Here is a 22,757-nt window from a genome sequence, read left to right as displayed (position 1 = left end):
CCTGGCCGTCGTTGGTTGCCTGGACGGTACTCAAGACTATTAGAGATGGGATCGGCGGGGATGGCAAGGCGGCGCAGCCTGGCGAGAGTGCGTCCAGACCCGCCCCCGGCCAAGTGACTGATCGGGGTTGTACGCTTATTCCCCGCGCTCGTCCCTGACCTGCACCTTGCCGTCCGCCACCCGGACCGGGAACGTCGCCACCGGCTCGTAGGCGGGCGGGGACAGCGCCTCGCCCGTCAGCAGGGAAAAGTGCGAGCCGTGGCGCGGGCAGACGACTTCCTGGCCTTCCACGTCACCGCCGCAGAGCGGCTCGGCCTCATGCGAGCAGAGGTCCTCGATGGCGTAGTAATTGCCATCCACATTGAATACCGCGACCTGGACGCCATCGATATCGACGCTGCGGCAAGTGCCGGGCGCGAAGTCCTCGGCTCGGGCGACATCGATCCACTCGCTCATCTCAGAGCAGCCCCAGTTCCAGGCGTGCCGCCTCGCTCATCCGTTCTCTCGACCAGGGCGGGTCCCACACCAGTTCTACCTCGACCGCGTCCACCCCGCTGGCTTCCATCACCGCGCTCTCCACCACGCCGGGGAAGGTCTGCGCCACCGGGCAGCCCGGCGCGGTCAGCGTCATGCGGATCCCGACCTTGCCGCTGGCTTCGTCCACCGATAGCTGGTAGATCAGGCCAAGGTCGTAGATATTGACCGGGATCTCGGGGTCGTACACCGTGCGCAAGGCCGCTATCACCCGCCCCTCGAGGCTGTCCGGCTCAGCCTCGAACCTGTCTTCGTGTTCCCTGGCCTTGTGCAGCCAATCGATCATGCTCATGAGGTTCTACTCCGTCGAGACCGGCCTGGCGCTGTTCTCCAAAGCGGCTTGCATGGTATGCCAGGCCAGGGTGGCGCACTTCACGCGCGCCGGGAACTCGCGCACGCCGGCCAGGACTTCCAGCTTTCCCATCGGCACTTCGGACTGCCCCGGCTTTCCGGTGACCAGCGCGTGGAAGCCGCAGAACAAGGCCCGCGCCTGCGCCTCGGTCTTGCCTTTGATCGCTTCCGTCATCAGCGACGCAGAGGCAGTGGAGATGGCGCAGCCCGAGCCCTCGAAGCTGGCGTCTTCGATCACCGCGTCGCGGATTCTCAGGTACAGCGTCAGCCGGTCGCCGCACAGCGGGTTGAAGCCCTCGGCGCGGCGGTTCGCTGCCGCCAGCCGCCCGAAATTGCGCGGCGAGCGGCTGTGGTCGACAACCACTTCCTGGTAGAGGTTGCGCAGGTCAGACATCAGGCGAATACCTCCTGTGCCGCGCGCACGGCAGCAAACAGTGCATCCACCTCTTCACGCGTGTTGTACAGCGCGAAGGAAGCGCGCACCGTGGCGGGCACGCCGAAGCGCTCCATCACCGGCATGGCGCAATGGTGGCCGGCACGGACCGCCACGCCGTGCTGATCGAGGATGGTGCCGACATCGTGGGGATGGATGCCATCCAGCGTGAACGAGAGGATGCTCGCCCTGTCGGCAGCCGTGCCGATCATGCGCAGGCCGGCGATCCTCGCTGCCTGCGCGCTGGCGTAGGCGAGCAGCGCGTGCTCGTGGGCGGCGATGGCTTCCAGGCCGAGCGCGCGCACGTACCCGATGGCGGCGCCAAGGGCGATGACGCCGGCGATATTGGGGGTACCCGCCTCGAACTTGTAGGGCAGCTCGTTGTATATGGTCTTGCGGAACGTGACCTCGCGAATCATGTCCCCGCCGCCCTGGTAAGGCGGCATGGCATCGAGCAGCGCGGCCTTGCCGTAGAGCACGCCGACGCCGGTGGGCCCGTAAAGCTTGTGCCCGGAGAACGCGTAGAAATCGCAATCGAGGGCCTGCACGTCGACCTTTAGGTGCGGCACGGCCTGGGCGCCATCGATCAGCACCGGGATGCCATGGTCATGCGCCAGCTCGATGATGTGCCGCACCGGGTTGACGGTGCCAAGCGCGTTGGAGAGGTGCGTCAGCGCGACCAGTCTGGTGCGCGGGCCGAGCAATCGCGCGAACTGCTCCAGCATCAGCTCGCCGGCATCGTTGATCGGCGCCACCTGCAGCAAGGCGCCGGTGCGCTGGCACGCCAGTTGCCACGGCACGATATTGGAGTGGTGCTCCATCGCGCTGATCAGGACCTCGTCGCCCGGGCGCAGGCGCTGGCCGAAGCTTGCCGCCACCAGGTTGATGGCCTCGGTGGTGCCGCGCACGAACACGATTTCCTCGCGCCCGGCGGCGTTGATCAGGTCTCGCACTGCGTCGCGCGCGGCCTCGTAGGCATCGGTGGCGCGCTGGCTCAGGGTATGCACGCCGCGGTGGATATTGGCGTTGAGCGCGGCGTAGTAATGCGCTTCGCAATCGATCACGCTTTGCGGCTTCTGGGTGGTGGCGGCGTTGTCCAGATAGACCAGCGGCCTGCCGTTGATGGTCTGGCGCAGGATCGGGAAATCCTTCCGCAGCCGCTCCACCTCCAGGCTGGCGGCCGGCACCGCGTGCTCCACGGCCATCCGTTCATGCGCAGCCGTGTTCATGGCAGCTCCTTCACAGGCTCCGGCAGCTTGCCGCGCAAGAGCGTTTCCAGCCGCGTGCGCAATGGGGCAGGGCCGAGCCGCCTGACGACCTCTTCGGCGAAGGCAAAGGTCAGCAGCGCACGCGCCGCGGCATCGTCCATCCCGCGCGAGCGCAGGTAGTAGATCTGCTCGGCGTCGAGCTGGCCGACGGTGGCGCCGTGGCCGCATTTGACGTCGTCGGCATAGATCTCCAGTTGCGGCTTGGTGTCGACCTCGGCCTGGTCGGACAGCAGCAGATTGCGGTTGGACTGGTGCGCATCGCTGTGCTGGGCATCGGCATGCACTACCACCTTGCCGTTGAAGACGGCGCGCGAGGCGCCCGCCAGTACGCCCTTGTACAACTCGCGGCTCTTGCTGTGCGGGCTGGCGTGGTCGACGCGGGTGTGGTGGTCGACATGCTGCCGCCCGGCGGTCATATACAGCCCGTCCAGCGAACACTCGGTATGCTCGGCATTCAGCCCGACATTGATGTCGACCCGCGCCAGGGCGCCGCCCAGGGCAAAGGAACTGGAGGCGCAGCGGCTACCCTGCCGCTGGTCCAGGTTCACTCCGGCGATATGGAAGGCCTTGAGGCTCTCCTGCTGCAGCTTGTGATGTTCGACCTGCGCATCACGCTCGGCAACGATGTCAGTGATGGTATTGGTGCAATAGGCCAGGCCATCCAGGCCGGCGTGGTGCTCCACGATGCAGACCTGGCTGCCGGCTTGCGCCACCATGAGGTTGCGCGCATGGGTTGCCAGTTCGGCAGCGGTGGCAAGGAACAGCAAGTGGATCGGTTGTTCCGGGACGGTGCCGGCCGCCACGCGGATATAGGCACCGTCGGTCATGAACGCCATGTTCAAGGCGGCGAAGCCGGACGGGTAGTCGCTTGTGCGACACAACAGCAGCGCTTCCAGGCAGTCCGGCGCGCGCTCCAGCGTCGCGGCGAGGCTGGCCAGCTCGATGCCCGCAGGCAGGGTGCCGATGCGCGACCATTGCGGCTGGTGCGTGCCATTGACGAACACCATCAGCTGCGCGCCGGCCAGGGCAAGCGCCTCGATCTGGGCTGCCACTGCGGGGTCCAGGCTGTCGTCGGCCTGCGGCAGTGCCACGGCAAAGCGGCTTCGCTCGAGTGCGGCCACGCTGGTGTATTTCCAGTCCTCGTGGCGCAGCGTGGGGAACCCGGCCTGGGCGAAATGATCCAGCGCCTGCCGCCGCGCGTGCGCAAGCCAGCCCAGACGGCGGCCGGGCAGTGCGGCCTCGACGCGGGCGAACTCGGCGAGATAGTGCTCCAGTCCGCTTGCGCTCATGTCGAAGACTCCATCGCGGCATAGCCGTGCCGCTCCAGTTCGCGCGCCAGCTCCGGCCCGCCGGACCTGGCGATGCGGCCTTGCGCAAGCACGTGGACCTGGTCCGGCACGATGTAGTCGAGCAGGCGCTGGTAGTGCGTGACCAGCACAATCGCGCGTTGCGGGCTGCGCATGGCCTCGATGCCCCTGGCGACGATCTTGAGTGCATCGATGTCGAGGCCGGAGTCGGTCTCGTCGAGAATGGCGAGCCGCGGCTCCAGCACTGCCATCTGCAGGATCTCGTTGCGCTTCTTCTCCCCGCCGGAGAAGCCCTCGTTCACCGATCGGTAAAGCAGGTCCTGGTCCATCTCCATGAGCTGGAGTTTGTCCTTGACCAGGGCGAGGAAATCCATGGCGTCCAGCTCCGGCTCGCCGCGGTGCTTGCGGATCGCGTTGAGCCCCGCCTTGAGCAGGTAGATATTGGAGACGCCGGGGATTTCCACCGGATACTGGAAGGCGAGGAAGATGCCCGCGCGGGCGCGCTCTTCCGGCGGCATGCCAAGCAGGCTGGTGCCGTCATAGAGGACTTCGCCCTCTGTCACGGTAAAGCGGTCGCGCCCGGCCAGTACGTGGGCCAGGGTGCTCTTGCCCGAACCGTTCGGGCCCATGATGGCGTGCACCTCGCCGGCCTTCACGCTGAGGTCGATGCCGTGCAGGATGGGCTTGTCGTCTACGCTGACGTGCAGCTTGCGAATCTCAAGCATGGCTGGCTTCTTTCATCCGATACTGCCTTCCAGGCTCACGCCCAGCAGCTTCTGGGCTTCCACCGCGAATTCCATCGGCAGCTCCTTGAATACTTCCTTGCAAAAGCCGTTCACGATCATCGAGACTGCATCCTCCGCGCTGACGCCGCGGCTCTGGCAGTAGAACAACTGGTCCTCGCCGATGCGCGAGGTGGAGGCCTCGTGCTCGACCTGGCCGGTGGCGTTCTTCACCTCGATATAAGGGAAGGTATGGGCGGCGCATTTGTCGCCCAGCAGCAGCGAATCGCACTGCGAGTAGTTGCGTGCGCCGACCGCGCTCCTGGCCATCTTCACCAGCCCGCGATAAGCATTCTGGCCGTGGCCGGCCGAGATGCCCTTGGAAAGGATGGTGCTCCTGGTGTTCCTGCCGAGGTGCGTCATCTTGGTCCCGGTGTCGGCCTGCTGGTAGTGGTTGGTCAGCGCGACTGAATAGAACTCGCCGACCGAGTCGTCGCCCTGCAGGATCACGCTCGGATACTTCCAGGTGATGGCGGAGCCGGTCTCCACCTGGGTCCACGAGATCTTCGAGCGCGCGCCGCGGCAGTCACCGCGCTTGGTGACGAAGTTGTAGATTCCGCCCTTGCCGTCCTTGTCGCCTGGATACCAGTTCTGCACGGTCGCGTACTTGATCTGTGCGTCTTCCAGCGCGATCAGCTCCACCACCGCGGCATGCAGCTGGTTCTCGTCGCGCATCGGCGCGGTGCAGCCTTCCAGGTAGCTGACGTAAGCGCCCTGGTCGGCGATGATCAGGGTGCGCTCGAACTGGCCGGTGTTGCTGGCATTGATGCGGAAGTAGGTCGACAGCTCCATCGGGCAGCGTACCCCGGGCGGGATATAGCAGAACGAGCCGTCGCTGAACACGGCGGAGTTGAGCGAGGCGAAGAAGTTGTCGGTATAGGGCACGACCGAGCCGAGATACTGCTGCACCAGCGCCGGATGCTCCCGCACCGCCTCGGAAAACGAGCAGAAGATGATGCCGAGTTCGCCCAGTTTCTGCTTGAAGGTGGTGGCCACCGAGACGCTGTCGAATACCGCGTCCACGGCCACGCCGGCCAGCAGCTCGCGCTCGTGCAGCGGCACGCCCAGCTTTTCGTAGGTGCGCAGCAACTCCGGATCGACCTCGGCCAGCGTCTTCGGTCCGGCCTTCTGGGAGCGCGGCGCGGCATAGTAGGCGATTGCCTGGTAGTCGATGGGCGGGTGCGTCACCGTCGCCCAGTGCGGCTCGGACATCGTGAGCCAGTGGCGGAAGGCCTTGAGACGCCACTCCAGCATGAACTCCGGCTCGCCCTTGATGGCCGAGATCATGCGGATCACGTCCTCATCCAGCCCGCACGGCACCGTGTCCGTCTCAACGGCAGTGTAGAAGCCATGCTTATAGCCGTGGCTGATCAGTTCATCGAGCTTGCGTGCCGGGGTTGCCATGGTTTGCCTTCGCTTGCCACTGTCACCTGAATCACAAAATGTCAGCTTGCGGCCCGTTTGCGCGTCGGGCGCGCAAGGCGCCGATATCCACCGGGTGCAATACCGGTTGCGCCATATCCGCCAGCGTCACGCCATTCAGTGCGCTAAAGATGACTTGATTGATGGATTGCCAGTTGGCGCGGATGGCGCACAGGCCTTCCTGCGCACACAGGCCGGCAGCGACACTGCACTCGGTCATGCCGGCCGGGCCTTCCATGGCGTCAATCACCTGTGCGATCGAAATCTGTTCCGGCGGTCGCGCCAGCAGGTAGCCGCCATTGGCACCGCGCAGAGACTCCAGCAAGTGGTGCCTTGCCAGCATCTTCAGAATCTTGCTTGCCGTCGGAACCGCCACACCGATCGCGGCGGCGACCTCGGCCGCACTGTAGATCCGGCCCGGGTTGCGCGCCAGGTGCGTCATGATCACCGTGCCATAGTCAGTCAGCTTGCTAAGTCTGAGCATCGTCGCCACCAGTATTTCTTAAATTAGAACCAATTCGGTCCTGATTTGTTCCGGCACGGATATCCGCCTAACAAAAGTCGTAATCGACGGTGTATAGATGGGTTATCTGCGCCAGCGAGGAGGACCTCAGGCATGGCCAACCAACCCATTACCGTCATCACCGGCGCGAGCCGCGGCCTGGGCCGCGCAGCCACGCGCCGTCTGGCCACTGTTGAAGGCCATCTGGTCGTCGCCACGGCGCGCACGCCGGCGGACCTCGCTGGGCTTGAGGCAGAGCTCCGGCTCGCGGGGCATCCGATCGCATGCCACCGCCTTGACGTCACGGAAGAAGGCTCGGCGGCCGCACTGGCCAACTGGCTGAGCGAACGCTTCGGACGCGTGGACGTGCTGATCAACAATGCTGGTGTTTCGCTCGACCACTATCACACCAGCCTGCTCGAACTGCCGCTCGAGACCCTGCGCCGCACCCTGGAAACCAATCTGTTCGGCGTGCTGCGGACCACCCAGGCGCTGGCACCGCTGCTGCGCGCGAGCCGTGCCGCCCGGGTGGTCAACCTGGCTTCGGGCATGGGGCAATTGGCGGAGATGGGCCGCGGCGTGCCGGCTTACCGGATCTCGAAAACGGCGCTGAATGCCGTCACGCGCATCCTGGCCGCCGAGATGGCCGATCACGGCGCCAAGGTCAACTCCGTGTGCCCGGGCTGGTGTCGCACCGATCTGGGCGGCCCCGATGCGCCGCGCTCGCCGGAGCAGTGCATCGACACTGTGATCTGGCTGGCAACGCTGCCCGACGATGGTCCCACCGGCGGCTTCTTCCGCGATCGCCAGCCGATTCCGTGGTAGCGATCAATGCTGTGACGCGCCTTCGAGCATCCGGATAGCGGCCGATTTCCCTGCTCGCAAGGGCCGGTATGTGACCATCTTCCGCCCCAATCGGAGGTTCGGAAGCAGTAGCAAAAAGGGACGCCTTGGCGTCCCTTTTTGCATGATTGAACCCAGCGGCTCAGGTGCAGACCGTGTTGGCCGCGTCCTTCGCCTGCACTTCCGGCGGGGTCGGTACCGTCAGCGTCACGGTCGGCCGCCTGTCCGCACATACCCTCGGTTGACGGGATAATTTATGTGGGTAAAATAAAATTCACAATTATGAATAAATGCAGGTGCAGCCATGGCTGGCCATGCCGGTGCCGGCTTCCGACAACCGCCGTCCAGGAGACAACCCGATGAAACCGAACTTGCGCCGCCGCCTGATGCTGTGCGCCGCCATGCTGGGCACGATGCCCGCGTTGGCCTGGAGTGACACCTATCCCAGCAAGCCGATCCGCATGGTGGTGCCGTTTGCGCCAGGCGGGGCCACCGACGTGGTGGCGCGGCTGATTTCGCAGAAGCTGGGCGAAGCGCTCAAGCAGTCGGTGGTGGTGGAAAACCGTCCCGGAGCCAACGGCATCATCGGCACGGACATCGTGGCGCGCGCGGCGCCGGACGGCTACACCCTGCTGCTGAACAGCGCCGGCGCGCAGACCCTCAGCCCGGTGCTGTACAAGGCGGGCTATGAGCCGCTGAAGAGCTTTGCGCCGATCTCGCAAATCAGCAATATCGGCTTCGTGATGGTGGTCCATCCGTCGGTGCCGGCCAAGACCGTGCAGGAGTTCGTGGCGCTGGCCAAGTCCAAGACCAAGCCGCTGAGCCTGTCGGCCGGCAGCAGCATGATCGAGCTGATCGGCGCCACCTTCAAGTCCGCGGCGGGCACGCCGGACGTCGTCAGCGTGTCTTACCGCGGCACCGGGCCGCAGATGCAGGCAGTGGTGGCAGGCGAGGTCGACATGACCATCGACCCGTTCAACGGCATGGCGATGATCAAGGCCGGCAAGCTGCGTCCGCTGGCGGTGTTCGCGTCCAAGCGCTCGCCCGCGCTGCCGGACGTGCCGACCATGCATGAGGCCGGCTATGACGGCATGGCCTTCAATTCCTGGGCGGGGCTGCTGGCACCGGCTGGCACGCCCAAGGAAATCGTCACGCGGCTGAACCAGGAGGTGAACCGCATCCTGGCGCAGCCCGAGATCAAGCAGCGCCTGGCAGCGATCGACTATGAGGTGGTGGGCGGCACGCCGGAGCAGTTTGCCGCGACCATTGCCGAGGATGCGGCAAGGTGGGCGAAGATCGTCAAGGATACGAACTACAAGGCGGGTTCCTGAGCGATCAGGCTGGTGCAGGCGTCGCCTGCCGCACCAGCCAGCTGCGGAACGCGCGCGCCGCGGCCGGTTCCATCCGGTCGCGCGGCCACACCGCGTAGTAGCCGCCGCCCAGGCTGGCGCTGGCCTCGCTGGCGCGCACCAGCAGGCCTTCGCGCAGGCAGGCGTCGATCATATGGCGCCAGCCCAGTACGATGCCATGGCCTTCCATGGCCAGCTGCAGCAGGATCGGGTACTGGTTGGAGGTGAGCACGTTGCGCAGCGTGGCGTCGGGCAGGCCCTGGTTGGCCAGCCAGGTCTGCCAGGACATCCACTGGCGCTGGCCGTCGTCGAGCATCAGCAGCGTTTCATTGGCCAGCGCGGCCGGGGCCAGCGTGCGGCCGTTCAGGTAGCCCGGCGCGCACACCGGGAACACTTCCTCGCCACACAGCCGTCGTGCTGCCAGTCCCGGCGGCGGGCCCTCGCGCAGGTAGTACATGCCGATATCGAACTCCGCCGGCGACAGTGACGCCAGGCTGTCGTTGACGGTCAGGCGCAGCTGGATCTCGGGGTGCGCCTCGCGGAACGAGGCCAGCCGCGGCGTCAGCCACAGCACCGCCACGCCGCTGGAGCACGCCACCGTCAGGGCGGTATGGCTGCGCACCTTCATCACGTCTTCGGTCGCTTCGGCGCAGCCCACCAGCAGGCGCTGCACCACCTCGGCATAGCGCTGGCCGCTGACGGTCAGGCGCAGCGCGCGCGGTTCGCGGATAAAGAGCTTGCGCCCGAGAAAGTCTTCCAGCTGGGCCACCTGGCGGCTGATCGCGCTTTGGGTCAGGTGCAGTTCGGCCGCGGCGCGGGTGAAGCTGCCGTGGCGCATCGCGGCTTCAAACGCGACCAGGTTGGGCAGGGGCGGGAGCGGGGAAATGCGCATGGGGTTTCCGGTCAGAGAAGCCGCCATGATAGACCGCCGGCGCATCCAGATGGAGGCCAGCGGGAGGGGCGCGCCGCCCGGATCAGCCGGCGCGGCGGTGGATGCGGCCGGCCTGCATCACCACGCTCAGGCGCTCGCCCTGGCCGGCGATCAGGCCGATATCGGCCAGCGGATTGCCGTCGACCAGCAGCAGGTCGGCCAGCGCGCCGGCGCGCACGGTGCCAAGCTCGCCTTCGCGCTGCAGGATGGCGGCCGCGATCGAGGTTGCCGAGCGGATCGCTTCCAGGTTGCCGAGCAGATCGGCGCGGATGCGGAACTCTTCGGCCTGGTGGTCGTGCATCTCGCCCAGCAGGTCCGAGCCATAGCCCATCGGCACGCCGGCATCGGCATAGATGCGCAGCGAGTCGCGCCCGGCCTGGCGCACGGTCTCGATCTTGGCCACGGAGTCGGCCGGGAGGCCCAGGCGGGCGCCGTCGCGCGCAAGCGCGTCGTAGGTGACCAGCGTCGGCACCACGAAGGCGCCGTGCCTGCGCATCTCGTCGGCGCTGTCGCGGTCGACCAGGTTGCCGTGCTCGATGGTGCGCACGCCACAGCGCACCGCGCGCGTGATGGCGCGGCCGGTGTAGGCGTGGGCCATCACATAGGTCTGTGCGGCTTCGGCTTCGGCAACGATCGCGCGGATCTCGTCTTCGCTGTACTGGGTGTTGCCGATCGGGTCGGTAGGCGAGGCCACGCCGCCCGAGGCCATGATCTTGATCTGGCTGGCGCCCTTCTGGATTTCTTCGCGCACGGCCAGGCGCACGGCATCGACGCCATCCACCACGCGCGCGATGGCACCGGCGCGGAAGGCACACGAACAGGGCTCCAGCACATCCGAGCGCGGACGGAAATCACCATGGCCGCCGGTCTGCGACAGCGCCTTGCCCGACGCAAAGATGCGCGGCCCCGGCACCAGCCCGGTGGCAACCGCCTGCGACAGGCCCCAGTCGGCGCCGCCGGCATCGCGCACCGTGGTGAAGCCGCGCTCCAGCATGCGCTGCATGATCGGCAGCGCGCGGATCGCCACCAGCACGTTGGGCTGCACCGCGTTCAGGCCGAGGTTGGCCAGCGAGGCCAGCACATGCACGTGGCAGTCGATCAGGCCGGGCATCACGGTCTTGCCGCGCGCGTCGATGCGCTGTGCGTTGGGGGCATCGATGGCCGGGCCGACCGCGGCAATGCGCTCGCCTTCAACCAGGACATCGTGGCCGCGCAGCAGCTCGCCCGTGCCGGGTTCGAGCACATCGCCGCCGTGGAAAAGGATCTGGGGACTCTGGGACATGTCAGCGTTGTTGCAGGTAGGAAGGTTCGCGCACGAAGCGGGTGCCAACCAGGCTGATGGCGGCGGCGATCATCACGTAGATGGCCGGGGCCATGCTGCTGCCGGTGGTGGCGATCAGCCAGGTGATGATGAACGAGGCAAAGCCGCCGAAGATCGTCACCGCGAAGTTATAGGCCACCGACAGGCCGGTCGACAGCACGCGCGCCGGGAACAGTTCGGAGAACGCCGCCAGGATCGGGCCGGTATAGGTGGCGATCAGCACGCCGAACACCAGCTGGAATACCAGCAGCGAAGCCAGGCCGGGCGCATGGTTGATATACGCGAACATCGGCCACGCCAGCACCAGGATCAGCAGCGCCGAGCCGCTCAGCAGCACGCGCCGGCCGATGCGGTCGGCCAGCAGGCCCACCAGCGGCGCGAACACCATGATGGCACTGCCGCCCGCCATGCCGGCGATAAAGCCATCGGCCTGCGGCACCTTCAGCACCTTGACCGCGTAGGTCGGCATGTAGAACAGCAGCACATAGGTGCACACCGTCCACAGGATCACCATCGAGAAGCTGGCCAGGGTCTCGCGCGGGTAGGCCTGCACGATTTCCTTGAGCGGTGAATCGGCGCGCTCGGCGTTGTCGCGGAAGGTCGGGGTTTCATCGAGGTGGTGGCGGATGTAGTAGCCCACCGGGCCGATCACGATGCCCAGCAGGAACGGCAGGCGCCAGCCCCAGCTGTTGAGTGCCTCGGTGCTCAGCGAACTGGTGACGAAGGTGCCCACCGCCGCGCCCAGCAGCACGGCCACGCCGATGCTGGCCTGGATCCAGCTGGAGTAGTAGGCACGCTGGCGCGCCGGGGCGTACTCGGTCAGGAAGGCGGTGGCGCCGCCCATCTCGCCGCCGGCGGAGAAGCCCTGCATCAGGCGCGCCACCACGATCAGCAGCGGGGCGAAGAGGCCGATCTGGTCGTATGTGGGCGCAATGCCGATCAGCGTGGTGCCGAGCGCCATCAGCAGGATGGTCAGCGACAGTGCCGCCTTGCGGCCCACGCGGTCGGCGTAGATGCCCAGCACGATGCCGCCCACCGGGCGCATGAAGAAGCCCACGCCGAAGGTGGCCACGGCCAGCAGCAGCGAGCTGAGGTCGTCGCCGGTGGGAAAGAACAGCTTCGCGATGATGACCGCGAAGAAGCTGTAGACGGTGAAATCGAACCATTCCAGGCCATTGCCGATCACCGTCGCGATGATGGCGCGGCGGCGCTGGCTGGGCTGGATGGCGGGCGCCGCTGGCGCAGCCAGTGTGTAGGGCGCGCTCGTTGGCGCAGCGCTGTTTTGCATGGGTGTTTCCTCCTCTGTGACAGCTGCCGGGGGCACGGGCCGGTGTCGTCTCAGGCCGGCCGGGCAGATGGTGCAGCTGATGTTAGGAGAAGGCGGGGCGCAGACGGTAGCGATATCTCCGCATGAATGCATGCGCGTGGCGCATGGCTCGGGGTGATCGCGTCGTTGAGAGTATTTGCCGCCCAGACATTGCCGCCTGCTCAAGAGCAGCAGTTTCGCGGCGCTCAACCCCGGGCAGCTGCTGTGGCCGGCGTTCCTGCTGTAGTGGCAAGCGCGCCGGCCATGCAGCCAACCATGTCAGCGGACGCTAGTGAAAAGCAAGCTCAAGCTCCACGCCGCTGTAGTCAACGCGCGGAGCAAGCCTGCGGCGTGGCCCTTGTTCAAAGTGAATCAAGCCATAGCCCTCCATCGTGCGGAGTGTCCGCGACAGGTTCGACACGGCCCGTCCGGTTTTTTGCGATAGCTCTTCGAGCGATTCAGGATTCGTTTCCGCGATCAGCGCAAGCAATTGGCGATTGGCTGGGGACAGGACCTTTGCCAGCACGTCCAGCGATTGAAACCAGACCTTGGGCTCATCCTTTCCGGGCTTGAGTTTGCCGCGGGCGATCGCCATGGTGCGGGCCTTGAAGTCGTCCAGTGAGGCGATGCCAATCTTGAGGTTGCCGCTCATCATTCACTCCTTTTGCTGCAGGATCTTGTCGACCTCTGTCCAGAAATCTTCCAGCAACGTGGAAGCATCGTGGTAGTCGTAGAATCGAACGCCCGCCGCCATGTGCTGGTGGTCGTATTCAATGCGCGTCCGCACTCCTGGCCCGGATCCCTCATTGATGCCGTGCGCATTGTCAAAGCCAAGCAAACGGCAGCCAATCCTGTCATGCAGTGTCAGCGAATACCTCAGTCCGTGAGGGCGTTCCTGCGAGACAGCGCAGGTGCGCACCACGATTTTCACCCAATACAAGCTTTCGTCATCCATGACGAAGCGGAGCCCATCCAGGTCCAATAGTGTGTCGAGGCTACGGTCGCGCATAGGTATGCTATCACAGTGTGATAAGTATAGCGAGCCCGACCGCTTGCATAGTTTCGTACGTCCATAGGACGCCCGAACAACGTTTGTCTGTGGCCAAGGCCCGTCTGGTTAGCACATCACTTTGCCACCGACAATGTAACGAGGAGGTTATTTTCTGGAAATCTGGCGCATATTCAGAGCTTTCCCAAAGGGCTTTCCTTGCTGGCTCCGGCTTTTCCGTTGCTGATCGCTTGCGGCTCCTGTCGCCGGCCCTTCAGGCAGCCAGCAATTCTTCCACTTCCTCGCGCCGCGGCGGATACGCGCCGGCCCGGGTCGCAGCAATTGCCGCCGCGGCGGCAGCCAGCCGCGCCTGCGCGGCAAGGTCGCCCGCCGCGCCGGACAGCACGCCGGCCATCCAGCCGCCCATCGCCGCATCGCCACAGCCGACGGTGTCGGCCACATCAACTGCGAGCGCGGGCTGCTCGACGACAATACTGCCCTTGAGCAACGTCATGCCATGCGCGCCGCGCGTCAGCATGACGGTTGCATCGGGCGCCATGGCGCGTACCTGTGCCAGTGCCGCGTCGATATCGAGCGTGGGAAAGAGTCCGGCCAGGTCTTCGTCGGAGATCTTGACGTAGCTGGCCAGCCGCAGCATGTGTGCGAGGACGTTGGCGTAGCCCGGTGCGCGCATCAGGTCCCGGAAGTTGGGGTCGAAGGCAATGCGCTTGCCCGCCGTTGCGGCCAGCGTGGCTTCTTCACACAGCCGTGCCGCCAGCGGCTGGCGCACCAGGCTGATGGAGCCGAAGTGGATCACCTCTGCCGCCTGGCGCCAGCCCTCTGGCAGGCGCGCCGGATCGAAATGCAGGTCCGCGCTGTCGTCGCCGACAAAGAAGTACTGCGGCGGATGGCGTGACGCGACAAAGGCCAGCAACGGCGAGCGCGCCACCCGCTGCAGGAAGCGGCTGTCCAGGCCGGCGTCAGCGCTGGCTTGGGCCAGGTCATCGCCGAACAGGTCCTGGCTGACGGCTCCCGCAAAGGCGGTGGCAATGCCCAGCCGGGCGCCCACGCGCGCCACGTTCCAGCATGAGCCGCCGGGCAGGCCCAGCCAGCTGCCGTCGGCCTGGCGGACCATGTCGGTCAGGGCTTCTCCGAACACGACATAGCGGGGAAGGGGCGTGGACATCGGCGTCTCCTGTGTTGTTTGCCGCGGGTTAGCCTGCGGCCGTTGCCCGCACTGCCTGGGCGCGGCGGATCAGTGCGGCCGTCGACGCATCATGCGCGGCGGCGCCGGCCGTGCCTTCCAGTTCGCGCTGGATCGGCGCGGCCAGTTTCTTGCCGAGTTCCACGCCCCACTGGTCAAACGAATTGATCTGCCACAGCGCACCCTGCACGAAGGTGCGGTGTTCCGACAGCGCCAGCAGCGCGCCCAGGTGGTACGGGTCCAGCCGCTGCAGCAGCAGCGTATTGCTGGGCCGGTTGCCCTCGAACACCAGGTGCGGCACCAGCGCTTCGTCGCGCACGCCCTCGGCGCGCACTTCGTCGGCGGTGCGCCCGCGCAGCAGCGCCTCGCCCTGTGCAAAGCAGTTGGCCAGCAGCTTGGTATGGTGGCCGGGCAAGTCGCTCACGGGTTCCAGCGTGGCGATGAAGTCTACCGGAACCAGCTGCGAGCCCTGGTGCATCATCTGGAAGTAGGCGTGCTGGCCGTTGGTGCCGGTCGTGCCCCATACCACAGCGGCCGAGCCCGCATCGAGCGCGCCGCCGTCAAGCCGCACGGACTTGCCGTTGCTTTCCATTTCCAGTTGCTGCAGGAAGGCCGGCAGCAGTTCCAGCGGCTCGCAGTAGGGCGCCACGCAGCGGCTGCCGGCGCCGAGGAAGCTGCGGTACCAGACGTCGAGCAGGCCCAGGATCAGCGGCAGGTTGCGCTCGGGCGGTGCGCTGGCGAAATGCAGGTCCATCGCGCGCGCGCCGTCCAGCAATTGCCGGAAGCGCTCGAAGCCGATGGCCACGGCGATCGAAAGTCCCACTGCGGACCACAGCGAGAAGCGTCCGCCCACCCAGTCCCAGAACGGGAACATATTGGCCGGGTCGATGCCGAACTCGGCCACCGCATCGCGGTTGGTCGACACCGCCACGAAATGGCGCGCCAACCCGGCGCGGGTCACGCCTTGCTGCAGGAACCAGTCGCGCGCGGTGCAGGCGTTGGCCATGGTTTCCAGCGTGGTGAAGGTCTTGGAGCAGACGATCACCAGCGTGGTGGCGGCATCCAGCCCCGACAGCGTGCGTGCCAGATCGCTGCCGTCGACATTGGCGACAAAGTGCATGCGCGGGCCGGTGGTTTGTGCATCGCCCAGCGCGCGGCAGACCATGCGCGGGCCCAGGTCCGACCCGCCGATGCCGATATTGACGACGTCGGTGATCGCGCGGCCATCGAACCCGGTCCAGGCGCCACTGCGCACCGCGTTGGCAAAGCGCTCGATCTGTGCCAGCACCGTGGCTACGTCAGCGCCCACGGGCACGCCGAGCGCGCGATAGCCGTCCTCCGGATAGGCGCGCAGCGCGATATGCAGTGCTGCGCGGTGCTCGGTGGTGTTGACCGGTTCGCCGCCGAACATGGCGTCGCGCCGCTCGGCCACGCGCGCCTGGCCAGCCAGGGTGAACAGCAACGCCAGCGTTTCGTCGGTGATGCGGTTCTTGGCGTAGTCCAGCGTCAGGCCGCAGGCTTCGGCGGTGAAGCGCTCGGCGCGCAGCGGGCCGCGCGGGCCTTCGAACCAGTCGCGCATATGGGTGCCGCGCAGGGTGTCGGCGTGCGCGCGAAGGGCTTGCCAGGCGGGCAGGGAAGTGGTCATGTCAGATACTCCGCAATACGTGGGCTACATCTCTTCATGCCAGGCCATGCCGTCTCGCGACAGCAGGGCACTGGAGGCTGCCGGGCCCCAGGTGCCGGCGGTGTAAGGCTTGGGCGGCGTGGGCGAGTTCTCCCACGTCTTCAGGATGGGCGCGACCCAGCGCCACGCCTGTACCTGCTCATCGCGCCGCACGAACAGGCCCAGCCGGCCGCGGATCACGTCGAGCAGCAGGCGCTCGTACGCGCCCACGCGCCGTACACGTGGGGCGGCAGTGTTCAGCTGCAGGTCGAGGGACGCGGGAATCAGCGCCTGCGTGTCGCCCGGCTGCTTGGTCAGGAAATACAGCCGGATGCTCTCCTCGGGCTGCAGCGTGATCACCAGCCGGTTGCCGGACATGATCCCCAGCGGGTGCGGGAACAGCGGGTAGGGCACGTCATGGAAATGGATCACGATCTCCGCCACGCGCGACTGCATGCGCTTGCCGGTACGCAGGTAGAACGGCACCCCGGCCCAGCGCCAGTTGGCGATCTCGGCGCGGATAGCGACGAAGGTCTCGGTGCGGCTGTCGGGCGCGATGCCGGGTTCACTGGCATAGCCGGGCACCGGGTCGCCGCCCGCGGCGCCACGGGAGTACTGGCCACGCACCACCTTTTCGGCCACGTCTTCCGGCCGGATCGGCCGCAGCGCCTTCAGGATCTTGAGCTTCTCATCGCGGATGGCGTCTTCCGACAGGCTCGTGGGCGGCTCCATCGCCACCATGCACAGCAGCTGCAGCAGGTGGTTCTGCACCATGTCGCGCAGCGCGCCGATGCCGTCATAGAAGTTGCCGCGGCGCTCCACGCCCAGCTCTTCGGCGATGGTGATCTGCACCTGGCGCACCCATTCGCGCCGCCACAGCGGCTCGAACAGCACGTTGCCAAAGCGCACCGCCATCAGGTTCTGCACCGACTCCTTGCCCAGGTAGTGGTCGATCCGGTAGATCTGGTCCTCGGCAAAGTGCCGCGCCACTTCCGCGTTGATGGCCTCAGACGAGGCCAGGTCGTGCCCGAGCGGTTTTTCCAGCACGATGCGGCTGCGCGGGCCGGTCAGGCCCACGCGCGCCAGTTGCTCGCAGATGGTGACGAACAGGTGCGGGGCCGTGGCCAGGTAGAACACCACCACTGGCGCCGCGCGCGCATTGACCAGCTCGGCCAGCGCGCCGAAGCCGGCATCGGCGTTGGCATCGACCTGCAGGTACACGATGCGGTCGAGAAAGCCCTGCCACGCTGCGGCCGCGGCGTTGCCGGCCAGCGCTGGCAGCACTTCGTCGTTTAGCATCGCCAGGTAGGCGTCATGCGACAGCGGCTGGCTGCCCAGTGCCAGGATGCGCCCGCGCGGATGCAGCGAACCGGCGGCGTGGGCATCGAACAGTGCCGGCAGCAGCTTGCGCCGCGCCAGGTCGCCGGTGGCGCCGAACAGTACGAAATCGAACTCTGGAGCAGGTTCAGGTGCCGGAGCGCCGGCAGGGGGGCTAGCCATCATGGAATCAGCAAATAGAAAAGAGGGTGGAAGGACCGGCCGTGCCGCTTACCGCGGCGCGGCCCAGCCCTTGTACTGGCCTACATTGGCACGCGTCACCAGCGTGGACGGCAGCAGCACGGTCGGGTTGGGCGGGCGCTGGCCATTCATCATGCCCACGCCCAGTTGCACAGCGGTGCGGGCAATGGCCCACGGGTCCTGGCTGGCCGAGGCCTGCACCAGCGTGTCGGCCTTCAATGCCGCCTCGATGTCAGGCGCGCCGTCGACCGAGGCAATCACGATGCCGCGGCGGTTGAGCTGGCGCGCGGCCAGGTCCGCGCCCACGGCCTGCGGGTCGTTGATGGTGAAGACCGCATCCACCTTGGGAAAGCGCGTCAGGTACAGCTGCATTACGTTCAGCCCGCCTTCGCGGGAGCCCTTGGCATCCTGGTCGTCGGACAGGATGCGGATATCGGGGTGGCGCGCCAGCACGGTCTTGCAGCCCTTGACCCGGTCCAGCACCGCCGATACGGGCGGGCCGTTCTGGATGATGACGTTGCCGCGGCCCTTGAGCCGGTCGGCGATAAAGCCGCAGGCGAGTTCGCCGGCCTGGGTGTTGTCGGTCTGCACGGTGGCATCGGCGCCGGCGGCGGCCACATCGACCGCCACCACCACGATGCCGGCCTTGCGCGCCTTGCGTACCGCCGGCTCGATGGCGCGGGCGTCGGCGGCGTTGATCAGGATCAGGTCGACGCCGGCGACGATAAAGCTGTCGATGTGCATGAACTGCTTGTTCAGGTCGTAGTCCGCCGACAGCACGGTGACCTTTGCCTTCGGGTTGGCCTGCAGGGCCGCGGCCTCGGCACCGCGGGCCAGTGCGACAAAATACGGGTTGCCCAGCGAACCCAGGGTCACGCCAACCTTCTTGAGCGGGCGCTGCACGGACTGGACATCTGAAGCCGGCGCGGTCTGCGCGGGCGCTTGTGCCAGGGCCGGCGCCGCGCACAGCGCTGCCAGCGCGCTCGCGGCAAGGGCTTTGAGGATGGGTTGGATCACGGTCTGTCTCCTGTGCGGCCGCAGCTCAGGTACGGGCCGAGCCCTTCTGGCGATAGCGGTCGAGCGCGACCGCGCCGATGATCACCAGGCCCTTGATGATGTATTGCCAGATATCCGACACGCCCAGCAGGATCAGCCCGTTGGACAGCACCGCGATGATCAGCGCACCCACCAGCGTGCCGGCAATCGATCCGACCCCGCCGACAAAGCTGGTGCCGCCCAGGATCACCGCGGCGATCGCATCCAGCTCATAGGACTGCCCCAGCTGCAGCCCGTTGGCCGCATACAGCCGCGACGCCGACATCACGCCGCCCAGCCCCGACAGCAGGCCCGACACCGCATAGACGAACAGAAGCACCACCCACACCTTGATGCCCGACAGGCGCGCCGCCTCGGCATTGCCGCCGACCGCGTAGATCTGCAGCCCCAGCACCGTGCGGCGCAGCACCAGCCACGACACCGCGACCACCGCAACGGCAATCACCACCAGCCAGGGGATGCCCAGCAGGTCGCCGTTGCCGATAAATGCGAACGGGATATCCGGGTTGTAGACCGTGCTGTCGTTGCCGACCAGCCGCGCCAGCCCGCGCACCGCGGTCAGGCTGCCCAGCGTCACGATGAACGGCGGCAGCTTCATGAAGGCGATCAGCGCACCGTTGACCAGTCCGAACAGCAATCCGCACAGCAGCGCTGCCGGCACGCTCAGCGCCGCCAGTTGCGGCATCAGCGAGACCAGCATCGCCACCACGGCCGACACCGACAGGATCGATCCCACCGACAGGTCGATGCCCCCGGTCAGGATCACGAATGTCATGCCCGCGGCCAGTACCAGGTTGATCGACGCCTGCTGGGCGATGATCGACAGGTTCTGCAGGCTGGCGAAGTTCTCGGTCAGCAGCGTGAAGCCAAAGCAGAGCAGCACCAGCACCGGCAGCATGCCGAGCGCGCGCAGGCGTTCCTGCGTGGTGGCGCGGCCGGTGGCGTGGCCCACCGGCGTGGCAGCCTGGGCGGTGACGCCATGGGCCGTGGATGAGAGGGGATTGCGCATATGTGTCTCCTGATGCTGCGAGGCGGGATGCCGCCCCGGTGCGGCCGTTCTTTGCCGGCCTGTACGGGAATTCAGCGGTTCAGTGCAGGACCGGGGGCGGTTGCTCGCCGGCGCCGGTCGCCAGCGCAATGATCCGTTCCTGCATGGCGGCGGCATCGGCGCAGCCCGGCACTTCGCCGGCCAGCTCGCCTTCGCGCATCACCAGCACGCGGTCGCACAGGCCGACCACCTCGGGCAGTTCGCTGGAAATCATCAGCACCGCCACGCCGGAGCGCGCCAGCTCGTTGATGAGCCGGTAGATCTCGGCCTTGGCGCCGATATCCACGCCGCGCGTGGGCTCGTCCAGGATCAGCACGCGCGGCCGGGTTTCCAGCAGCCGCGACAGCATCACCTTCTGCTGGTTGCCGCCGGATAGCGATCCCACGTTGACCTGCGGGTGCGCCACGCGGATGCCGAGCGAGCGGATCGCCGCGGCGGTGCGCTGGCGCGCGCTGGCGCGGTTCAGGCGCCCGCCGCGCAGCGCATCGCGCGCGGCCACGATCAGGTTGATGTTCTCGTGCACGCTCTGGTCCAGGAACAGGCCCTGCAGCTTGCGGTCTTCGGTCAGGTAGGCAATGCCGGCATCGATCGCCTGGCGCGGGCCGGTGACGGCCAGCGGCGTGCCGGCCACGAACACGGCGCCATCGGTGCGGGCATCGGCGCCGAAGACTAGCCGCGCCAGCTCGGTCCGCCCGGCGCCCACCAGCCCGGCCAGGCCCAGCACCTCGCCGGCGCGCAGGTCGAAGCTGCAGCCGCGCACGCGCCGGCCATCGGACATATTGCGCACCGACAGCATGATCTCGCCCGGCGCGGTCGCGCCATGGGTCTTGGTGTAGAAGCCGGACAGGTCGCGCCCGACCATCATCTTGACCAGCGCCGCCTGCGTCAGAACGTCGCGCGTGAGCGTGCCGACAAAGCAGCCGTCGCGCAGCACGGTGACGCGGTCGGCCAGCTCATCGATTTCCGCCATGCGGTGGCTGATATAGATGATGGCCATGCCTTCGGCGCGCAGCTGGCGGATCAGGGCGAACAGGCGGTCGGTCTCGCGGGTGGACAGCGGCGTGGTGGGCTCGTCCATCACCAGGATGCGGGTCTCGAAATGCACCGCGCGCGCGATCTCCACCAGCTGGCGCTGCGCGATCGACAGCGTATGCACCGGCGTCTGCGGCGTGAAGTCCGCGCCCAGCCGGGCCAGCGTGGCCTCGCAGGCGCGCGCCATGGCGGCGCGGTCGACCATGCCGCGGTGGTGCAGGTGGCGGCCCAGGTAGATGTTCTCGGCCACGCTCAGGTTGGGCGCCAGGCTCAGTTCCTGGTAGATCACGGCCACGCCGTGGGCGCGCGCCGTGGCCGGGCCGTCGATGGCCACCGGCTTGCCGGCGATGCGGCACTCGCCGCCCGGGTCGGCGATGTAGGCGCCGGACAGGATCTTCATCAGCGTGGATTTGCCGGCGCCATTCTCGCCCATCAGGGCATGGACTTCGCCGGCGTAGACGGTCAGCTCCATGTTGCTGAGCGCCTTCACGCCGGGGAAGGTCTTGGAGATATTGCGCAGTTCAAGCAGCGGCGCTGGGCCCGCATGGCCGCCATGCAGGTGCGCTGCCATGGGCGAGGTACGCGGTGCTTCAGACAATGGCATGGCCGGCCTCCGGAACGATGGCAGACGCGCCCCGTAGCAGTTCGGCGCGCGGCGAGAAGTTCATGAACATCGGCAGCGACGCGGCACCCACCGCGCCGGCGTTGGCGCCAAAGCAGCCGCGCACCACGGTGGCGGGCGCGCGGGCTTCGGGGGCGCTTTCATCCAGCACCTGCTGCAGGCGCGCAATCAGCGTGGCGACCAGACCGCCGTCGATATCGGCATCGAAGATCACCAGCGGCACGTCGAGCACGGCGAGGGCGGACTGCAGCGCCGGCGCCAGCGCATCGACGCAGTCGGCAATCCATTCCTCGACCGCGGGGTGGCCCAGCTCGACCTGGCGCTGCAGGTCGGCATGGCCGTTGACCACCACGCCGTGGTGGCGCAGGTGGCGGGTCAGGGCGTTGAGCGACGCGCGCGAGATCAGGATGTCGCGCCGCTTGCCGGTGCCGGTGGCAACCGGCGCGGAGGGCAGGGTGCTGGGCGGCACCGGCATCATCGCGATATCGCCGGCATTGCCGGAGACACCGCGCACGCAGTCGCCATTGAGCACCACGCCGCCGCCGATGGCGGGGCCAAGGAAGACATAGAGGAAATGCCGGGCATGGTGGCGCCCGTAGAACAGTTCGGCCACCGCGGCGGCGGTGCCGTCGTTCTCGCCGAAGACCGGCAAGCCGGTGGCGGCGTTGAGCATTGCCGGGAAGTCAGCCTGGTCCCAGGCGCGGAAGCTTGCCTGGAAGGCTTCGCCCTGCACGTCCAGCTCGCGCAGCCAGGCACCCAGGTTATAGGGCTGCGCCACGCCGATGCCCAGCAGGCGCTTCTGTTCGGCGGGGGTGAGCAGGGCGCGCAGCTCGGCAATATCGTGCCGCACCATTTCCAGCGCCTGGTCAGGGTGGGGCAGGACCAGCTGGTGGGCGCGGCTGGCCAGGATATGGCCGGCAAAGTCCACCATCACCACCTCGATGCTGCCGCGGTCCAGCCGTACGCCAATGCCGAAGGCGCCCTTGGGCTGCAGCCGGATCAGGCTGGCCGGCTGGCCGCGCTGGCCTTCCGTGCGGCGCCCGGACTGTTCGACCAGACCTTCCTCGGACAGGGTCTGCACGATGCTCCCCACCGCCGTATTGGTCAGCTGCGCCATGCGCGCCAGGTCAGCCTTGGAGGCCTCGCCGGCACGGCGCAGCGCCAGCAGCAGCGCGCGTTCGTTGTACAGGCGCAGGCTGGCGGAATTCACGCCACGGCCCGCTTTGGATGCGGTCATCTTGTCTCCGTCCGCTATTAATTAATTCATGTTGAATTAA

At 67.1% G+C, this 22,757-nt stretch carries 22 protein-coding genes; 2 read left to right on the top strand and 20 right to left on the bottom strand.

Going from position 1 to position 22,757, the window contains the following annotated elements:
• Window positions 1–135 precede the first annotated feature (135 nt).
• From AC1Q6V_RS17295 to AC1Q6V_RS17260, 8 genes are read right to left on the bottom strand one after another with little or no spacing between them, the layout of a single operon-like run.
• A complete protein-coding gene (locus AC1Q6V_RS17295) occupies window positions 136–456 on the bottom strand; it encodes a Rieske (2Fe-2S) protein (RefSeq protein WP_010814503.1) in 321 nt (106 codons plus the stop codon).
• Window position 457: 1 nt separating this feature from the next.
• Entirely contained in the window at window positions 458–826 is a 369-nt protein-coding gene (locus AC1Q6V_RS17290) for an SUF system Fe-S cluster assembly protein (RefSeq protein ID WP_010814502.1), read from the bottom strand.
• Between the two features lie 6 nt (window positions 827–832).
• Entirely contained in the window at window positions 833–1,279 is a 447-nt protein-coding gene (gene sufU, locus AC1Q6V_RS17285; RefSeq protein WP_454750258.1) for a Fe-S cluster assembly sulfur transfer protein SufU, read from the bottom strand.
• On the bottom strand, window positions 1,279–2,547 hold the full coding sequence (locus tag AC1Q6V_RS17280) for a SufS family cysteine desulfurase (protein WP_439669117.1): 1,269 nt from the start codon (window positions 2,545–2,547) through the stop codon (window positions 1,279–1,281). Before AC1Q6V_RS17280 ends, sufU begins: the two co-directional genes overlap by 1 nt.
• Window positions 2,544–3,875, bottom strand: a complete 1,332-nt coding sequence (sufD, locus tag AC1Q6V_RS17275) for a Fe-S cluster assembly protein SufD (protein ID WP_454750058.1) — start codon at window positions 3,873–3,875, stop codon at window positions 2,544–2,546. Before sufD ends, AC1Q6V_RS17280 begins: the two co-directional genes overlap by 4 nt.
• Window positions 3,872–4,618: a Fe-S cluster assembly ATPase SufC gene (gene sufC / locus AC1Q6V_RS17270; RefSeq protein ID WP_010814498.1), complete on the bottom strand. Its 747-nt coding sequence runs from the start codon at window positions 4,616–4,618 to the stop codon at window positions 3,872–3,874. The genes sufD and sufC overlap by 4 nt, the downstream gene beginning before the upstream one ends.
• Before the next feature lie 12 nt (window positions 4,619–4,630).
• Window positions 4,631–6,079, bottom strand: a complete 1,449-nt coding sequence (gene sufB, locus AC1Q6V_RS17265) for a Fe-S cluster assembly protein SufB (protein ID WP_010814497.1) — start codon at window positions 6,077–6,079, stop codon at window positions 4,631–4,633.
• Window positions 6,080–6,110: 31 nt separating this feature from the next.
• Window positions 6,111–6,581 carry an SUF system Fe-S cluster assembly regulator gene (locus tag AC1Q6V_RS17260; RefSeq protein ID WP_058696794.1) on the bottom strand — a complete coding sequence of 157 codons (471 nt, stop codon included), beginning with the start codon at window positions 6,579–6,581 and terminating at the stop codon, window positions 6,111–6,113.
• A gap of 132 nt (window positions 6,582–6,713) precedes the next feature.
• Here AC1Q6V_RS17260 and AC1Q6V_RS17255 point away from each other — a divergent pair, with 132 nt between their 5' ends.
• Window positions 6,714–7,424: an SDR family oxidoreductase gene (locus tag AC1Q6V_RS17255; RefSeq protein ID WP_011617280.1), complete on the top strand. Its 711-nt coding sequence runs from the start codon at window positions 6,714–6,716 to the stop codon at window positions 7,422–7,424.
• A 377-nt stretch (window positions 7,425–7,801) separates the two neighbouring features.
• The gene (locus tag AC1Q6V_RS17250; RefSeq protein ID WP_454750057.1) at window positions 7,802–8,773 is read left to right on the top strand and encodes a Bug family tripartite tricarboxylate transporter substrate binding protein; all 972 of its coding nucleotides are present in this window, start codon (window positions 7,802–7,804) and stop codon (window positions 8,771–8,773) included.
• A gap of 4 nt (window positions 8,774–8,777) precedes the next feature.
• On the opposite strand, the gene AC1Q6V_RS17245 is transcribed toward AC1Q6V_RS17250, so the two are convergent.
• The 12 genes from AC1Q6V_RS17245 to AC1Q6V_RS17190 all read right to left on the bottom strand — a co-directional run bounded on the left by AC1Q6V_RS17245 (window position 8,778) and on the right by AC1Q6V_RS17190 (window position 22,717).
• Window positions 8,778–9,683: a LysR substrate-binding domain-containing protein gene (locus AC1Q6V_RS17245; RefSeq protein ID WP_454750056.1), complete on the bottom strand. Its 906-nt coding sequence runs from the start codon at window positions 9,681–9,683 to the stop codon at window positions 8,778–8,780.
• Between the two features lie 82 nt (window positions 9,684–9,765).
• Window positions 9,766–11,004, bottom strand: a complete 1,239-nt coding sequence (locus AC1Q6V_RS17240) for a metal-dependent hydrolase family protein (protein WP_010814492.1) — start codon at window positions 11,002–11,004, stop codon at window positions 9,766–9,768.
• Window position 11,005: 1 nt separating this feature from the next.
• The gene (locus tag AC1Q6V_RS17235) at window positions 11,006–12,331 is read right to left on the bottom strand and encodes an MFS transporter (protein ID WP_454750055.1); all 1,326 of its coding nucleotides are present in this window, start codon (window positions 12,329–12,331) and stop codon (window positions 11,006–11,008) included.
• Window positions 12,332–12,638: 307 nt separating this feature from the next.
• The gene (locus AC1Q6V_RS17230) at window positions 12,639–13,004 is read right to left on the bottom strand and encodes an HVO_A0114 family putative DNA-binding protein (protein ID WP_010814490.1); all 366 of its coding nucleotides are present in this window, start codon (window positions 13,002–13,004) and stop codon (window positions 12,639–12,641) included.
• Window positions 13,005–13,358: a toxin-antitoxin system TumE family protein gene (locus AC1Q6V_RS17225; RefSeq protein ID WP_010814489.1), complete on the bottom strand. Its 354-nt coding sequence runs from the start codon at window positions 13,356–13,358 to the stop codon at window positions 13,005–13,007.
• 253 nt (window positions 13,359–13,611) lie between these two features.
• Window positions 13,612–14,523, bottom strand: a complete 912-nt coding sequence (locus tag AC1Q6V_RS17220; protein ID WP_010814488.1) for a carbohydrate kinase family protein — start codon at window positions 14,521–14,523, stop codon at window positions 13,612–13,614.
• 28 nt (window positions 14,524–14,551) lie between these two features.
• Window positions 14,552–16,186: a glucose-6-phosphate isomerase gene (pgi, locus tag AC1Q6V_RS17215; protein ID WP_454750054.1), complete on the bottom strand. Its 1,635-nt coding sequence runs from the start codon at window positions 16,184–16,186 to the stop codon at window positions 14,552–14,554.
• A 24-nt stretch (window positions 16,187–16,210) separates the two neighbouring features.
• Window positions 16,211–17,707 (bottom strand): glucose-6-phosphate dehydrogenase, encoded by a 1,497-nt coding sequence (zwf, locus tag AC1Q6V_RS17210; RefSeq protein ID WP_011617276.1) that lies wholly within the window; start codon window positions 17,705–17,707, stop codon window positions 16,211–16,213.
• Between the two features lie 45 nt (window positions 17,708–17,752).
• Complete coding sequence (locus AC1Q6V_RS17205; RefSeq protein WP_011617275.1) at window positions 17,753–18,739, bottom strand: ABC transporter substrate-binding protein; 987 nt, start codon at window positions 18,737–18,739, stop codon at window positions 17,753–17,755.
• A gap of 25 nt (window positions 18,740–18,764) precedes the next feature.
• Entirely contained in the window at window positions 18,765–19,787 is a 1,023-nt protein-coding gene (locus AC1Q6V_RS17200; RefSeq protein ID WP_010814484.1) for an ABC transporter permease subunit, read from the bottom strand.
• A gap of 79 nt (window positions 19,788–19,866) precedes the next feature.
• Window positions 19,867–21,429 carry a sugar ABC transporter ATP-binding protein gene (locus tag AC1Q6V_RS17195; protein WP_454750061.1) on the bottom strand — a complete coding sequence of 521 codons (1,563 nt, stop codon included), beginning with the start codon at window positions 21,427–21,429 and terminating at the stop codon, window positions 19,867–19,869.
• A gap of 19 nt (window positions 21,430–21,448) precedes the next feature.
• Window positions 21,449–22,717 carry an ROK family protein gene (locus AC1Q6V_RS17190; protein ID WP_454750053.1) on the bottom strand — a complete coding sequence of 423 codons (1,269 nt, stop codon included), beginning with the start codon at window positions 22,715–22,717 and terminating at the stop codon, window positions 21,449–21,451.
• Between the last annotated feature and the right edge of the window lie 40 nt (window positions 22,718–22,757).

The organism is Cupriavidus sp. GW823-FHT07B10, from assembly GCF_058794355.1.
This window is presented reverse-complemented; position numbering and strand designations above follow the sequence as displayed.

Bases quoted from the DNA above. Each gene is read 5' to 3' on its own strand.
- AC1Q6V_RS17295 (WP_010814503.1), bottom strand. From the start codon at position 456: ATGAGCGAGTGGATCGATGTCGCCCGAGCCGAGGACTTCGCGCCCGGC.
- AC1Q6V_RS17290 (WP_010814502.1), bottom strand. From the start codon at position 826: ATGAGCATGATCGATTGGCTGCACAAGGCCAGGGAACACGAAGACAGG.
- sufU (WP_454750258.1), bottom strand. From the start codon at position 1,279: ATGTCTGACCTGCGCAACCTCTACCAGGAAGTGGTTGTCGACCACAGC.
- AC1Q6V_RS17280 (WP_439669117.1), bottom strand. From the start codon at position 2,547: ATGAACACGGCTGCGCATGAACGGATGGCCGTGGAGCACGCGGTGCCG.
- sufD (WP_454750058.1), bottom strand. From the start codon at position 3,875: ATGAGCGCAAGCGGACTGGAGCACTATCTCGCCGAGTTCGCCCGCGTC.
- sufC (WP_010814498.1), bottom strand. From the start codon at position 4,618: ATGCTTGAGATTCGCAAGCTGCACGTCAGCGTAGACGACAAGCCCATC.
- sufB (WP_010814497.1), bottom strand. From the start codon at position 6,079: ATGGCAACCCCGGCACGCAAGCTCGATGAACTGATCAGCCACGGCTAT.
- AC1Q6V_RS17260 (WP_058696794.1), bottom strand. From the start codon at position 6,581: ATGCTCAGACTTAGCAAGCTGACTGACTATGGCACGGTGATCATGACG.
- AC1Q6V_RS17255 (WP_011617280.1), top strand. From the start codon at position 6,714: ATGGCCAACCAACCCATTACCGTCATCACCGGCGCGAGCCGCGGCCTG.
- AC1Q6V_RS17250 (WP_454750057.1), top strand. From the start codon at position 7,802: ATGAAACCGAACTTGCGCCGCCGCCTGATGCTGTGCGCCGCCATGCTG.
- AC1Q6V_RS17245 (WP_454750056.1), bottom strand. From the start codon at position 9,683: ATGCGCATTTCCCCGCTCCCGCCCCTGCCCAACCTGGTCGCGTTTGAA.
- AC1Q6V_RS17240 (WP_010814492.1), bottom strand. From the start codon at position 11,004: ATGTCCCAGAGTCCCCAGATCCTTTTCCACGGCGGCGATGTGCTCGAA.
- AC1Q6V_RS17235 (WP_454750055.1), bottom strand. From the start codon at position 12,331: ATGCAAAACAGCGCTGCGCCAACGAGCGCGCCCTACACACTGGCTGCG.
- AC1Q6V_RS17230 (WP_010814490.1), bottom strand. From the start codon at position 13,004: ATGATGAGCGGCAACCTCAAGATTGGCATCGCCTCACTGGACGACTTC.
- AC1Q6V_RS17225 (WP_010814489.1), bottom strand. From the start codon at position 13,358: ATGCGCGACCGTAGCCTCGACACACTATTGGACCTGGATGGGCTCCGC.
- AC1Q6V_RS17220 (WP_010814488.1), bottom strand. From the start codon at position 14,523: ATGTCCACGCCCCTTCCCCGCTATGTCGTGTTCGGAGAAGCCCTGACC.
- pgi (WP_454750054.1), bottom strand. From the start codon at position 16,186: ATGACCACTTCCCTGCCCGCCTGGCAAGCCCTTCGCGCGCACGCCGAC.
- zwf (WP_011617276.1), bottom strand. From the start codon at position 17,707: ATGATGGCTAGCCCCCCTGCCGGCGCTCCGGCACCTGAACCTGCTCCA.
- AC1Q6V_RS17200 (WP_010814484.1), bottom strand. From the start codon at position 19,787: ATGCGCAATCCCCTCTCATCCACGGCCCATGGCGTCACCGCCCAGGCT.
- AC1Q6V_RS17195 (WP_454750061.1), bottom strand. From the start codon at position 21,429: ATGGCAGCGCACCTGCATGGCGGCCATGCGGGCCCAGCGCCGCTGCTT.
- AC1Q6V_RS17190 (WP_454750053.1), bottom strand. From the start codon at position 22,717: ATGACCGCATCCAAAGCGGGCCGTGGCGTGAATTCCGCCAGCCTGCGC.